Genomic DNA, 13,916 nt, shown 5'->3' with positions numbered 1-13,916 from the left:
ACGCCGTAGACCACAATATCCCAACGGCGGTCGGGAATCCTCGCGCTTCAGCGCGGGGAGGATGTCAAACGTACAACGCGTAGGCGGCGAGGGCGATGCTCGGGACGGCCACCGCGACGTAGACGGCCGTGCTCCACGAGCGGACGGTGTTGCCGTCGAGCGGCCCGACGGGGAGCATGTTGAACCCCGCGAGCAGGAGGTTGATCGTCACGCCGCGCCACGCGAGCGCGCTCCCGACGGCCGCGAACGGCGCGAAGAGCGCGGCGAGCGCGAGGTTCGTCACGGGGCCGGCGAGCGCGATCAGCCCGGATTGGCGGTCGGTGAGCCGACCGCGATGGACGACCGCGCCCGGCGCGGCGAAGAGGAAGCCCGCCAGCCCGCCGAGGACGGCGAGCGCGAGCAGGCCGTAGTCCGCGCGGAACGCCGCGACCTGTCCGTAGCGGACCGCGACAACCTTGTGGGCGAGCTCGTGCAGGAGGAAGCCGATGCCCGCCGTGAGGAGGCTGACGGCGAGCGCGACGAGGAACGCCCCGGAGGTGAGGACGGGGCCGAGCGTGGTGATCGTGATCCGCTCGTAGAAGAACGCGAACGCGACGCCGAGGGCGAGCCACGCGACGAGGAGGTCGCGCAGCTCACGCGCGCCGAAGGAGAGCCGGGTCACGCCACCAGCCCCCGGAGGAGTTCGAGGCTGTTCTGTGCGCCCTGCACGAGGACGGAGACGACCTCGCTCGCGCTCCCGAGGTCGCCGCCGACGAGCGGGAGGACGAGCGGGATGAAGAGGAAGCTGGCGACCATGCTCCCGAGGTTCGTGAGCGCGACGACGGCGATGAGCCGGAAGAGCGGCACCTCGGTCATCCGCGAGAACACCTCGCGGATGGGGAGCGCCTCGTCGTTGAGGATGTCGTTCAGCTGGCCGACGTCGCTGATGCGGACGGGCGTGTAGCGCAGTTCGACGTACCCCGCGAACCACCCGGGTGCGAGCAGGGGGTTGACGCTCGTCAGCCACGCCACCGCGCCGCCGACACCCGCGGACGTCCAGTGCGCGCCGCCGAGGAGCGCGAGACCCGCGGCGACGACGCCGTTGAACAGGAACCACGCGACGAAGAGCCGCAGGAGCGTCCCGTTGCTCACGCCCGCCATCAACACGAGCCCGAAGAAGGCGAGGAAGCCGAGCGTGAGGAGGCTGCCGAACGCCTTGAACAGCGAGAAGCGCTTCTCGACGCGTCCCGTCAGCGAGCTCATCGGCGGGAGCTCTTCGGGGTGGTCGAGGTACCGCTCGATCCCCTCCTTGTGACCGGCGCCGACCACCGCGACGACGTGCTTGCCCTGCGAGCGGAGGTCGTGGATGTTGTGCGCGAGGTAGGCGTCGCGTTCGTCGATGAGCGCCCGTGCGCCCTCCGGGCTGAACTGGCGGAACTCCGCCATCATCGCCGAGACCACGTCCGTGTCGGTGAGGTCGTCCATCTCCAGCTCCTCCTCGTCGCCGCCGATGCCGACGACGGCGAGGAGGAGTTGCCCGACGAGGCGGAGTTTTTCGACGAACCCCATCCGCGCCCAGAAGCGCTGGATCGTCACCTGGATGTCCCGGTCGACGAGCGCGACCTCGGAGCCGACGCGTTCGGCCGTCTCGACCGCCGCGAGCATGTCCGCACCGGGGTCGATGTCGAAGCGTTCGCCCATCCGCTGTTGGACGTAGGAGAGCAGCCAGTACGCGAGGAACTGCAGGGCGACGCTCCCCTGCAGGAGGTCGGCGGGCGCGATCTCGTCCGGCGTCCCGCCCTTCATCTGCCGGTAGCGTCCCTCGTCGAGTTCGACCGCCACCGCGTCGGGTTCCTCCTCCTCGATGACGCGTTCGACCTCCGCGACGCTGTCCGCGGAGACGTGCGCGGTCCCGACGAGTCGCACCGACCCCTCGCCGTCGCGCGCGCTGTCACTCATTGTCAGGAGCGTAGTCACCACCGGGCCTTACGTGTGTCGTCACCGCGCGCCGCACGGACCGGTCTCCGTGGGGCCGACCGGCATAACCGTTATGTCCTACGCCTCACGACGCAGCGCTCTCCCGACGACATCGAGACGGACCCGGAGCGGACCGCGAACGGTCAGTGATCCACGAGTGAACTCGTGGGTTTCCGCGCTGCTATTGTGTGAGCTGGAGCGGCTCACTTCGCTCGATGGCCGACCCGTCGCTCCCTCCCTCGTCCGCGGCGATGCGCCGTGACGCCCTGACGCCGTGTTACCCGTAGCCTTCGCCGCGGATGTCGCCCCCGGAGACGCCGACGCATGAGCACACGTCCTCGAGCGTCTGCACCATCGCTGAGACCCCGCAGGCGTACACTTCGAGGTCCGCGGGATCGATCCGCGCCGCGATGTCCGTCTCCGGCTCCGCGTCGAGGTACGCTTCGAGGTCCGGGTCGAGGTCCGGCGCGTCGACGTCCTCGGCGACGTACTTCAACAGCGTCTGCTGGACGTAGTCGGTCTCGCCCGTCCAGCCCGTGAGGTAGCGCTCTCTGGTGAGACACGGCACGAAGTGGAAGTGCTCGTGGGCGTCGTCGAGCGCCCGGAACTCCTCGCGGAACGCGAGGTCGTCCTCCCACGACGCCCCGAGGAACACCCAGATGTCGCGTGGTTCGCCCTCGTAGGTGTCCCGTCCCTCCTCGAAGACGTAGTTCACCATCGAGCGCAGCGGCGCGATCCCCGTCCCCGTGGCGAGGAAGGCCATGTCCGTCGGGGCTGGGTCCTGGAGGGTGAACTCGCCGTTCGGGCCGCGGAGCTCCGGGAGGTGATCACCCGGCTTCAGCTCCGCGCAGAGCTTCTCGGAGAGCCGCCCGCCGGGGACGCGTCTGACGCAGAGGGACATCTCCTCGGCGTTCGGCGACGACGCGATCGAGTAGGGCCGTGGCGTCCCGCGAAAGCGGATGGTGACGAACTGGCCGGGCGCGAAGTCGAACGGCTCCTCGGGATCGAACGCGACTTCGACGAGCGACGGGAAGTCCCGCTCGTCGCGCTCGCGGAGCGTCCGGAGTTTCTTCCGCGTGACGTCCGGCAGATCGAGCTCCGCGGTGGCGTCGAGGAGCGGCGTCCACGCGATGCTCTCCTCGCCGATGTAGCGCGTGACGTCCGCGCCGTGCTCGCGCAACAGACGGTGGACGGCGCGGCGGATCTCGTCGTGTCGCTGCTCGTCGAGCGCCTCGACTCGCGTCACGGTCGCCGTGTCCGTCAACAGGGGGAGTTCCTCGACCTGCTCGTCGAGGCGGGGGTGCGTGCCCTCGGTCATGCCTACACCCTCGGGGTCGAGCGCCGTAAGCGCGACGGGCGCGCTCTCAGGAGACGAGTGCGGACTCGACGATCTCCAAGGGGTGTCTGATCTCGTAGCCGGTGCCGTGCTCCATCTGCATCGCGCAGGTCGGACACTCCGTCATGCCGACCTCGCCCTCGACGTCCTCCATGTGGTCGAACATCTCCTCGCCGATCTTCATCGAGGTATCGTACTTCTCGGACTTCCAGCCGTAGGTGCCCGAGATCCCCGAACAGGAGTCCCCGACGTCCGCGGCGTCGACGCCCGCGAGGTCCGCGAACAGTTCGAGCGCCTGCCCGTCGAGGCCCTGATTGCGCGCGTGACACGGGGCGTGGTAGGCCAGTTGGGCGAGGTTCTCGTCCTCGACCGTCGCGGCCGAGAGCTCGCCGGAGAGGTCCTCCTGCACGCGGAGGTATTCGAGCGCTTCCCACGTGTTCTCGGCGAGCTCGTCGATCCCCTCGATGTCGAACAGCTCGGGGTACTCCTGGCGGAGCGCCATCGAACACGAGGTACAGGAGGCGATGGCGTCGTACCCCTGCTCGATCAGGTCGCCCATCGAGGAGACGTTCACCTCGGCGTGGCGCTCCGCGTCGTCGAGCATCCCGTTGGCGAACATCGGCGTTCCCGAACAGCGCTGTTCGGGGACGACGAGCTCGTAGCCGAAGTGCTCGAAGACCCGCACCATCGCCTTCCCGACCTCGGGGGTGTTGTAGTTCGCGTAACAGCCGTGGAAGTACGCGACCTTCTTCTCGGCGTCGGCGTCCTCGCCGCGTCGCTCGCGCGCCGCCCGCGCCCGCTCACGGGAGCCGTCCGCGCCGCCCTCGCGCTCCCACCACTCGCGGAAGGTCTCCGTGGCGAACGCGGGGAACTCGCGCTCGCTCGTGATGCCGAAGACGCGGTCCATCGCCCACCGCGCCGGCCCGAAGTTCATCGCGGCGTTCGCGATCCGGGGGACTTTGCTGGCGAAGAACGCGGAGGTCCGGTAGTTGGCGAGGATCCGGTTGCGCCAGTAGGTGAGACTCGTCTTCGAGAGCTCTTCCTCGACGTACTCGGCGCGCGCGGTGTTGTGCATCTGCGAGAGCGGCACGTCGCTGGGGCACGCGGAGTCACAGCGCATGCAGTTCGAACACTTCGAGATGGAGTCGTCCACCGAAGTGTCCTCCTTGCGCTTGAGACGCCACTGCTCGGGGCCCTGGAACTTCGGTCCGGGGAAGTCGTCGTCGACCTCCGCGACCGGACAGTTGGTATCGCAGGTCGAACACTTATAGCAGTCGTCGGCGCCCGGCCGGAGGTCGGGCGTCTCGTTCTCCGGGAAGACCTCGATCGGTTCGAACTCGTCGTTCGGGGATTCTGCGTCACTCATTGTGTATCACTGCCCGCGGCGGTTCCGGCGGCGTCGCCCGTCGCCAGACTGACGCCCGTCCCGGAGCACTCCGCGGCGAAATCGGCGCCGCCGACGACGCTGCCGGCGGCGCGGAGGTTCTCGAATTCGATACCGCCCGTCGCGTCCCGCGGTCGCAGATCGTCGTCGACGACGACGCCGAACCGGGGGTACGGCTGGTCGCCGAACGGGTCGTCGACGAACCACTCGTACCGGTCCGCGGGGTGTGGGACGTGACAGTCGAAGACCGGTTCGTGGACGCCCTCTCGGTCCGAATCGATGCCCTCGCCGACCAGGCCGCCGGTGGCGAGGACGAACGCGTCGGCGTAGTGGGGGACGCGCTGGCCGTTTCGCTCGACGAGCACCGCGGTCAGGCGGCCGTCCCCGTCCGTCTCGTAGCCGTCGACGGGCCGGCGGACGACGTTGACGCCGGCGTCGCGCAGCGCGCGCTCGTAGGCGGCCTCGAGGCGCATCCCGGGGAGGCTCGGCGGCCCCATCGGGACCTCGAAGACGTCCGCGTCGAGGGCGTCGGCGAGCGCCGTCCGGACGGCCGCGTGGTGCGACTCGCCGAGCACTGCGGGGAAGCCGACCCTCGGTTCGCCCTCGTGGACGCGCTCGACGCGTGCCGCGAGGCGCTCGCGTTCGTCGTCGTCGTTCTCGTCGAGGGCGTGGGCGTAGCGCGTGATCTTCGCGTCCGCGCGCGGCGCGCCGGGGAACGACACCGTCGCGCCTCGGACGTCGAACGGGACGTCGGCGGCGCGCAGGTGGTCGGCGGCCAGCGGCGCGTCGAAGTCGCTCAGCGTCTCGAAGCCGACGAGCAGGGCGTCGCGCTCGTCGCTGGCGAGACCCGCAGCGGCGCTCGCGGGGTAGCGCGCTGTCGGTTTCACCGCCCCGCCGTGCGTCGGCAGGAGGGCGTTCGCGTCGGTGTACCCGCCCCGGTAGAGGTCGCCGGTGACCGCGTCGAAGCGCGCGAGGCCGTCGCGGACCGCCTCGACGCCGACCTTCGCGTACGGGTGGTCGGCCGGGAGGTCCCCGATCGCGTCGAACGGGTCCGCGATCAGCTCCTCGTCCGCGTAGCCGAGCACGTCGACGAGCCCGCTCGCGTGCCGGAGCGTGCTCTGGCTCTTCGTGACGAGTCGAACGGACGCCCCCGTGTCGGCGGCCGCGAGCGCCGCGGTCATCCCCGCGACGCCGCCGCCGACGACGATGACGTCGTCCTCAATCGCCATGCGCGCCCTCCGCGTCGCCGCCCGCGGTCGATCCGCCCTGCGCGTCCTCGGCGTCCGCTCCCGCGCCGTCATCGAAGGCGTCCCACTCGACGGACGCGCCCGTCCGCGCGGGGTCGCCGTCCTCGTTGAGCGTCGCGCCGTGGAGCGCGTGGTTCAACATCGCTTGGGAGAGCTGCTCGCCCCAGAGCGCGTGGCGCTGGCCCTTCCAGCGCTCCGCGCGGAGCTCGTCGAGCGCCGCGCGCGCGCTCTCCTCGTCGTGTTCCGGGTGGAGCTCCGCCGCCATCCGGTGCGCGCAGCGGCCGCCTTGACAGTTGCCCATCGACGCGCGCGTCCGCAGGCGCACGGCGTTGAGGTCCGTCCCGGCCTGTTCGATGGCGTCCCGCACTTCCGCGCGGGTGACGCCCTCGCAGCTACAGACGACGGGGTTCGGGTCGCACGACGCGAGGACGTCCTCGGTGCGCGAGCCGAGTCGGTCCGCGCTCCGGCGCGCGACGGGCGAGCGCAGGCCGAAGCGCTCCATCGCGGCCTCGATGTCGCCCTCGCGCTCGCTCCCCGGGAGCGGGACGTCCGCGGTGTCGCAGGTCGCGGAGACGCCGAGCTTCTCGCAGACGTGATCGGTGATGGACTCGGCCATCATCCGGTAGGTCGTGAGCTTCCCGCCGACGATGCTCGTCATGCCCGGCACGTCGTCGCGCTCTGCGTGATCGAGCGTGAAGTAGTCGCGCGTGATGTCCGTGGGGTCTTGGGTGCCGGTCCCCGGCGGCTCGTACAGCGGCCGGACGCCCCAGAAGGAGCGGATCGTCCGGGCCTCCTGGAGGATGGGGACGAGCTCGCTCAGCGTGTCGATGACCAGATCGACCTCCCACTCCTCCTCGGGGTAGTCCTCGGGGTCGCCGACCTCCTCGTCCGTCGTGCCGAGGATGCAGGCGGTCTCGTGGGGGACGATGATGTCCGCGTCGCCCTTCGGTCGACAGCGGTTCACGACCGTATCGACCTGCCGGGTGTTCATCACCGTCATCACGCCCTTCGAGGGGCGGACGGCGACGTCGAGACCCGCGAAGTCGCCGATCCGGCCCGCCCACGCGCCCGCGGCGTTCACGACGTGGTCGGCGTAGATCTCCTCCTCCTCGCCCGGCGTCCCGTGCTCGCGGGGACCCTTCCCGGACGCGTGACGGACCGTCGCGCCGACGATCTCGCCCGACTCGACGAGGAGGTCGGTCACCTCGGCGTGCGTCTCGATCCGCGCGCCGTGGTTCTCGGCGTCGACGGCGTTGGCGACGCAGAGGCGGAAGGGGTCGACGGCGGCGTCGGGGACCGCGATCGCCTTCTCGACGTCGTGTGCGAGATACGGTTCGCGCGCGCGCGCCTCCTCGCCCGTGAGTACCTCGGCGGGGATGTCGCAGTCACGACACCCCTGCAACTTCTCCTGAAAGTACTCCTCTGAGTCCTCGGGACGCTTCACGAAGAGCCCTCCCGTCTCCTCGACGCAGTGGCCCGCGATGTCCCTGAGGACGCGGTTCTCCTCGATGCACTCGCGCGCGCTCGCCTGATCGGAGACGGCGTACCGCCCGCCCGAGTGGAGCAGGCCGTGCATTCGCCCGGTCGTTCCGTTGGTGAGGTTGCCCTTCTCGACGAGGGTCACGTCGACGCCCCGGCGCGCGAGGTCGCGGACGACACCACAGCCAGTCGAGCCCCCGCCGATGACGAGGACCTCGGTTCTCGTGCCCATACAGTTCGCCTCTATGTCTCTTCCGGGGCACCTTATGTTTATTCCCCCCGGTAGGGTGGGCGTAAACGGTCGCCGAAGCCAACGGCGCAACGTACTTCGGGCAGGGACACCCTTCACGGGGCATGAGCCTCGACGTCGAGACCCCCGATCCGCCGGAACTGGAGACGGACACCGACCCGAACGCGTACGACGACGTGGACGTCTCGGGCGCGAACGACACGCACCGATCCGATCTGGAGGCGTTCCTCCGCGAGGGCGCGTGGGACGAGGCCTTCGCCGAGTGGGCCCGGCAGAGCGACCTCGACGAATCCGAGTGGCGGATCGTCGTCGACCTCGGGCTGATCGAGCGCTTCGACTTCTTCTGGGACGACTTCGCCGACCGCGTGGGCTACCACGCGCCCGGCCTGCCGGAGGACTGGAAGGAGCGCGACCTCCACCCCGCCCTCGACTCGTGGAGCACCGTCTCCGCGATCAACGCCGAGCTCACCGAGCTCGGCCGGATCGTCTCCGACCGCATGAAGGCGGACTACGTCGACTGGGACGCCGACTACGAGGCGCCCGACGACCTCCCCGACTTCTGAGACGGGACGGGAGACGCCGTCGTCGCCCGCGCCCGACGCGCGTGCGAACGTTCACCCGACTCAGGGCGTCGGAGAAACCTTTATTATTGTTAGTATTTATCTATCCATAGGGCGGCGACATCGGTAAAGAATTCGTCGCCAGAGGGTATCTATGGACGACACATACGTCGGTTCGATCGACCAGGGGACGACGGGAACGCGCTTCATCGTCTTCGACCACGGCGGCGAAGTCGTGGCGAACGCCTACGAGAAGCACGAGCAGATCTATCCGGAGCCCGGATGGGTCGAGCACAACCCCGTCGAGATTTGGGAGAACACGCAGGCCGTCGTGACGCGCGCGCTCGACGATGCGGGTCTCGACGCCGATCAGTTGGCGGGAATCGGCATCACGAACCAGCGCGAGACGACGGTCGTCTGGGACGCCGAGAGCGGCCGACCGATCCACAACGCGCTCGTCTGGCAGGACCGCCGGACCACCGACCGCGTCGAGGAACTGGAGGACGCGGGGCGCGCCGAGGACATCCGCGCGAAGACCGGTCTCGAAGTCGACGCGTACTTCTCGGCGACGAAGACCGAGTGGATCCTCGACAACGCCGAGCCGCTGAAGCTCCAGTCCTCGCGCTCGCAGGACCTCCGCGATCGAGCGCGCGATGGCGAACTGCTGATGGGCACCATCGACAGCTGGCTCATCTACAACCTCACCGGCGAGCACGTCACGGACGTCACGAACGCCTCGCGGACGATGCTCTTCGACATCCACGAGATGGAGTGGGACGACGAGCTCCTCTCGGAGTTCAACGTCCCCCACGAGATGCTCCCAGAGGTCCGACCCTCCTCGGACGAGGACTACTACGGCCACACCGACGCCGAGGGATTCCTCGGCGCCGAGGTGCCGGTCGCGGGCGCGCTCGGTGACCAGCAGGCCGCGCTCTTCGGGCAGACCTGCTTCGACGCCGGCGACGCGAAGAACACCTACGGGACCGGCTCGTTCTACCTCATGAACACCGGGAACGAGGCCGTCGAGTCCGAGCACGGCCTGCTCACCACCGTCGGCTTCCAGATGTCCGGCGAGCCGGTCCAGTACGCCCTCGAAGGGTCGATCTTCGTCACGGGCGCGGCGATCGAGTGGCTCGAGGACGTCGACCTGATCGACAACGCCGCCCAGACCGCGGAGCTCGCACGCTCCGTCGACTCCACCGACGGCGTCTACATGGTCCCGGCGTTCACGGGCCTCGGCGCGCCTCACTGGGACGGCCGCGCGCGCGGCACCATCGTCGGGATGACCCGCGGGACGAAGAAGGAGCACATCGTCCGCGCGACGCTCGAATCCATCGCCTACCAGACCCGCGACATCGCGGAGGCCATGGAGGCGGACTCCGGCGTGGAGACCACCTCGCTGCGCGTCGACGGCGGCGCGGTGAAGAACAACTTCCTCTGTCAGCTCCAGGCGGACATCCTGGGGACGGAGATCGCACGTCCGGTCGTCGACGAGACCACGGCGCTCGGCTCGGCGTACGCCGCCGGACTCGCCGTCGGCTACTGGGACACCATCGAGGAACTCCGCTCGAACTGGCAGATCGACCGCGAGTTCGAAGCCGAGATGGATTCGGAGGATGCCGATCGGATGTACGGCCGCTGGGACGACGCGGTCGAACGCTCGCTCGATTGGGCACAGGAGGAATGATAGCATGTACGCACCACTCCAGACGATCCCGGTCCTCGACATGGGCGTCGAGCCGTTCCTCGTCCTGCTGGTCACCGCCCTGGCGGGCGGCGCGTTCGGCGCGGCGCTCGGCGCGCTCCCGTCCTTCGTCTTCACCGGCTTCGTCGTCCTCCTCGGTGAGGGCGTCGGCATCCTACAGGGCCAGTTGAACGGCCTCGACGCGATCAACGGGAGTCTCGCCGCGGGGATCACCGGCACGCTCGGCTTCGGGATGGTCGTCGGCCCGCACGTCGCCTTCGCGGGCGGCGTCGCCGCCTCCGCGTACGTCGGCAAGAAGTATCCCGAGATGAACCCGAACGGGTGGGACTACCACCTCGGCAAGGACATCTCCTCCGCGTTCGGCACCAAGCCGGACATCCTCGCCGTCGGCGCGCTCTTCGGCGCGCTTGGCATGCTCATCACGCAGATCGCGGGCGGTCTCGGGTTCCCGACCGACAACATCGCGCTGTCGGTCTTCCTGACCGCCATGATCGCGCGCGTCGTGTTCCGCTACCCGCTGATCGGCTCGCCCGCGGGCGACGGACTCCTCGACATGGGACCGTTCGAGCGCAACGAACCCCGTGAGCAGCCCGACGACGTCCCCGAGGGGAACGCCGGTCGACTGGCCGTCGAACCGTGGCTCGGCCACCAGTACAAGTGGCTGAACGTCACGGTCATCGGCGTCGTCGGTGGGATCCTCGGTGGCTACATCTGGCTGGAGACGGGGAGCGTCTTCCTCGGCTACGGTATCTCGGCGGCCAGCCTGCTGTTCCTCAACCTCGGCGTCGCCAAGATCCCGGTCACGCACCACCTCACGCTGATCGGCGTCGTCGGCGCGATGATCGCCGCCCCGATGGTCGGCGGCGAACTCGTGCCGCTGCTCGCCGCCGGCGTCTTCGGCGCGCTTTCGGGCGTCGTCGGGGAAGGAGCCCAGCGGATCTTCTACTCGCACTCCGGGACCCACGTCGACCCGCCCGCGATGGCCATCGCATCGATCATGTTCGTCGTCGGCGTCCTCTACCTGCTCGGCCTGCTCCCGAACGCCGGCTATCTCGGCCTCTGAGGTCGGATCCGTCGGCTTTTGAACACGCACGCAGTACGAGAGAGACGACCACACTCACCATGGACATCGACGCGCGAATACGACGACGGCGACACCGGGCCGACTCGCAGCGGCTGATCCGCGAGTACGGCGCGCTCTCGCCGGTCGCACACGTCGAGGACCCCGCCGGACGCGGACCGGTCGTCGAGCGCCTTCTCGATCACCTCGACCCGGTGTTCGACAGTCGCCTCCCCCGGAACGCGTACGTTCACGGGCCCTTCGGCGCCGGAAAGACCGCCGTCGTGACGGCGTTGTTCGCGCGTCTCGACGACCTCTCCGTACAGAGCCACTCCACCATCCACACGAGCACGCGCGCGAGCGCCTCGACGACGCCACGGTTCGTCTACGTCGACCTCCGCGAGACGGCGAGCGAGTTCGCGTTCTACCGGCACGTGCTCGACGCCGTCGTCGACGAGACGATCCCGGAGCACGGCATCGGCACCGAGGAGATCCGCGCTCGCCTCCACGACGCCCTCACGCGCTCGCCCGGCGGCGCCGTCGTCGCCGTCGATCACGTTGGCTCGCCGCGCGTGGACGCGAACGCGATCCGCGAGCGCCTCGACGCGCTCCCGGACGGCGCGCGCTGGCTGGCGGTCGGCCGCCCCGCTCCCACGGAGTGCCCGCTCGTCACGGCCGCCGTCGACGCCATCCGGATCGACGCCTATCGACGCCGCGTGCTCATCGACGTGCTGATGACGCGCGCGTCCGCGGGACTCGCACAGGGCGCGCTCGATCACGCGCTCGCCCGTCGGATCGCCGACTGGGCCGACGGGAACGCCCACGACGCGCTCGCGGCGCTCTTCGCGGCGGCAGAACACGCCGCCGAGACCGACGAGGCCCGCCTCAGCGAGGCCGATATCGACGCGGCCTGTCGCTCCGTCCCGCGTCCCGCGGTCTCGCTCGGCGAGATGCTGGCGCTCTCGACGAACAAACAGCGCGTCCTCCGGGCGCTCGTCGACTTGGACCGCGACGAGGGAAGCTCGGTCACGGAGACCGCGGAGGGGATCGCCGACGCCGACGCCGTCGACCTCTCGACCGGCACGATCGAGCGGTACCTCTACGAGCTCGCGGAGACCGGCGTCCTCGAACGCGTCCGCATGACCGACGGCGGCGGGAAGGGCCGTTCGCCGAGTCGCGTCGAGCTCCGCTTTCCCCCCACCGTCTTTCAGAAGCTATACGACCTCCGGCAGTGATTCGGCCGGCCGTCTTCGGCGGCGGATACCGCCGTATAGACGCTTCTAAACGCCGAAATTCCGGACTTTCGGGGGAAGCGTTTTTACTCCACGATCGTGTACGTCTGCCCATGTCACACTCACCGGAGAACGTGGCGCGATACGTCTGTAGCGACTGTCAACTCATTCACGCCGGGGTACCGCGACGGACCGCGACCGGCAAACGAAGCTTCGATCCGCCCGAGACCTGCGGCGGGTGCGGGGGAGACGACCTCATCCCCATCCAGAACTGGGTCCACCACCACAGCGCCGAGTAGCACCGCTCGCGACGACCTCACTCCGTTCTTTCAGCGCCGGAGAACGAGCGCACCGCCGTCGTCACCGTCGCCGACATAGCTCTCCTCGTCACCGCTGAGCGCCGCGGCGAACGCGCGCTCGTGGGCAGCTCGCACGGCCTCGCGGACGGCCGCGTCCCAGTCGAGACGCGACGCGAAGTCTCGCCAGACGCGCTCGTCCACCGCGAGGTAGTAGGCCTCGGCCGTCCGCTCGACGAGCGGGTCGTCGCGGAACGCGTTTCGCCACTCGTAGACGAGGTCCTCGACGCTCTCGACGCCGGGCGAGTCGCTAGCGAGCTTCTGGAGTGCGGCGAGCGCCGCGTCGAGCCGGTCGGCGGGGACATCGCGCTCCGCGAGTACCTCGTCGATCTCGCTCGTCGACACCGGGTGATCGTGATCGTCGTCCATACCGGTCGTCGGTCCCGCGACGCCTTCAGGGATGCGCCCCGGTCAGTAGCCGACGGTCCCGCTCGCGCGTTCGAGGGCGACGAGGACGACCGCGCCGACGAGCGCGAGGAGGACGAAGCGTCCGACGACGGCGACGTCGAGCGCCGGAACGTCCCCGAACGCGAGGCGGAGCGGCGCTCGCAGCGCCCCGGCCATCAGCGCGACGAGGAACGTGAGCGTCGCCGTGCGGTAGTGTTCGAACGCCCACGCGACGACGCGCGCGGAGGAGAGCAGTCCGACGAAGGCGCCCACCGCGAAGACGACGAGCGTCGTCACGTGCTCACCGAACGCCCCGACATCGCCGGCGAACGCCGCGGCCGTCGCGCCGTGGACCGCGCCGGTCATCCGATCGTACTGGCCGAGCGTCAGGAGGATCAACGAGCCCGAGATCCCCGGCAGGACCATCGCGCAGATGGCGAGCGCGCCGACGAGAAACGTCGTGACGGGGTTCGCGGGGAGGTGGGCGCCCGCGCTCCCGCTCGCGACGAACGCGAGCGCGAACCCACCGACGGCGGCGGCTACGTGACGCGGCGTCCCGAGGCTGACGTCGCCCGCGAGCACGAGCACCGAGGCGAGGACGAGCCCGAAGAAGAAGGCGTACGTCGCCACCGGATCGGTGGTGAGGAAGTACTGGACGACGTTCGCCACCGTGACGACGGCCGAGACGACGCCGATGCCGAGGACGCAGAGGAACGGCACGTCCATCCCGACGAGTTCGTCGCGGACGGTCGCGCGGGCGTCGGCGTCGATCGGCGTGCGAACGGCGGGGCCGAGCAGCGCGAAACACGCGCGCGGGTCGAGGCCGGCGATCGCGTCGATCAGCCGGGTGTAGATCCCGGTGATGAGCGCGATCGTACCCCCGGAGACGCCGGGGACGGCGTCCGCGGCGCCCATCGCGGCACCGCGGAGGTAGACGCCGAGCCACGCGCGCACACTCATGTCG

At 69.7% G+C, this 13,916-nt stretch carries 13 protein-coding genes; 5 read left to right on the top strand and 8 right to left on the bottom strand.

What is annotated here, in order from left to right; all coding sequences use genetic code 11:
- Positions 1–64 precede the first annotated feature (64 nt).
- From IEX91_RS13520 to glpA, 6 genes are all read right to left on the bottom strand, one after another.
- A complete protein-coding gene (locus IEX91_RS13520; protein WP_188879619.1) occupies positions 65–661 on the bottom strand; it encodes a zinc metalloprotease in 597 nt (198 codons plus the stop codon).
- A complete protein-coding gene (locus IEX91_RS13515; RefSeq protein WP_188879617.1) occupies positions 658–1,938 on the bottom strand; it encodes a TraB/GumN family protein in 1,281 nt (426 codons plus the stop codon). Before IEX91_RS13515 ends, IEX91_RS13520 begins: the two co-directional genes overlap by 4 nt.
- A gap of 295 nt (positions 1,939–2,233) precedes the next feature.
- The gene (locus IEX91_RS13510; RefSeq protein WP_188879615.1) at positions 2,234–3,274 is read right to left on the bottom strand and encodes a ferredoxin--NADP reductase; all 1,041 of its coding nucleotides are present in this window, start codon (positions 3,272–3,274) and stop codon (positions 2,234–2,236) included.
- A 46-nt stretch (positions 3,275–3,320) separates the two neighbouring features.
- Entirely contained in the window at positions 3,321–4,658 is a 1,338-nt protein-coding gene (locus tag IEX91_RS13505) for an anaerobic glycerol-3-phosphate dehydrogenase subunit C (RefSeq protein ID WP_188879613.1), read from the bottom strand.
- Positions 4,655–5,905: a glycerol-3-phosphate dehydrogenase subunit GlpB gene (glpB, locus tag IEX91_RS13500; RefSeq protein WP_188879611.1), complete on the bottom strand. Its 1,251-nt coding sequence runs from the start codon at positions 5,903–5,905 to the stop codon at positions 4,655–4,657. Before glpB ends, IEX91_RS13505 begins: the two co-directional genes overlap by 4 nt.
- Complete coding sequence (gene glpA / locus IEX91_RS13495; protein WP_188879609.1) at positions 5,895–7,634, bottom strand: anaerobic glycerol-3-phosphate dehydrogenase subunit GlpA; 1,740 nt, start codon at positions 7,632–7,634, stop codon at positions 5,895–5,897. Before glpA ends, glpB begins: the two co-directional genes overlap by 11 nt.
- A gap of 122 nt (positions 7,635–7,756) precedes the next feature.
- Between glpA and IEX91_RS13490 the strand changes: the two genes are divergently transcribed.
- The 5 genes from IEX91_RS13490 to IEX91_RS13470 all read left to right on the top strand — a co-directional run bounded on the left by IEX91_RS13490 (position 7,757) and on the right by IEX91_RS13470 (position 12,508).
- Positions 7,757–8,215 (top strand): hypothetical protein, encoded by a 459-nt coding sequence (locus IEX91_RS13490; RefSeq protein WP_188879608.1) that lies wholly within the window; start codon positions 7,757–7,759, stop codon positions 8,213–8,215.
- 151 nt (positions 8,216–8,366) lie between these two features.
- Entirely contained in the window at positions 8,367–9,899 is a 1,533-nt protein-coding gene (gene glpK, locus IEX91_RS13485) for a glycerol kinase GlpK (protein WP_188879606.1), read from the top strand.
- A 4-nt stretch (positions 9,900–9,903) separates the two neighbouring features.
- Positions 9,904–10,980 (top strand): hypothetical protein, encoded by a 1,077-nt coding sequence (locus tag IEX91_RS13480; RefSeq protein WP_188879605.1) that lies wholly within the window; start codon positions 9,904–9,906, stop codon positions 10,978–10,980.
- Positions 10,981–11,039: 59 nt separating this feature from the next.
- Positions 11,040–12,212 (top strand): Cdc6/Cdc18 family protein, encoded by a 1,173-nt coding sequence (locus IEX91_RS13475; protein WP_188879604.1) that lies wholly within the window; start codon positions 11,040–11,042, stop codon positions 12,210–12,212.
- Positions 12,213–12,322: 110 nt separating this feature from the next.
- The gene (locus tag IEX91_RS13470; protein ID WP_188879603.1) at positions 12,323–12,508 is read left to right on the top strand and encodes a hypothetical protein; all 186 of its coding nucleotides are present in this window, start codon (positions 12,323–12,325) and stop codon (positions 12,506–12,508) included.
- A 30-nt stretch (positions 12,509–12,538) separates the two neighbouring features.
- Here IEX91_RS13470 and IEX91_RS13465 read toward each other — a convergent pair whose 3' ends face one another.
- The gene (locus IEX91_RS13465) at positions 12,539–12,934 is read right to left on the bottom strand and encodes a hypothetical protein (protein ID WP_188879602.1); all 396 of its coding nucleotides are present in this window, start codon (positions 12,932–12,934) and stop codon (positions 12,539–12,541) included.
- Positions 12,935–12,976: 42 nt separating this feature from the next.
- Positions 12,977–13,912, bottom strand: a complete 936-nt coding sequence (locus IEX91_RS13460) for a DUF368 domain-containing protein (RefSeq protein WP_188879601.1) — start codon at positions 13,910–13,912, stop codon at positions 12,977–12,979.
- Between the last annotated feature and the right edge of the window lie 4 nt (positions 13,913–13,916).

It is taken from the genome of Halarchaeum nitratireducens (assembly GCF_014647155.1).
Lineage (GTDB): Archaea > Halobacteriota > Halobacteria > Halobacteriales > Halobacteriaceae > Halarchaeum > Halarchaeum nitratireducens.
Note: the sequence above shows the minus strand (reverse complement) of the source record. Positions and strands in the feature narration are given on the sequence as shown.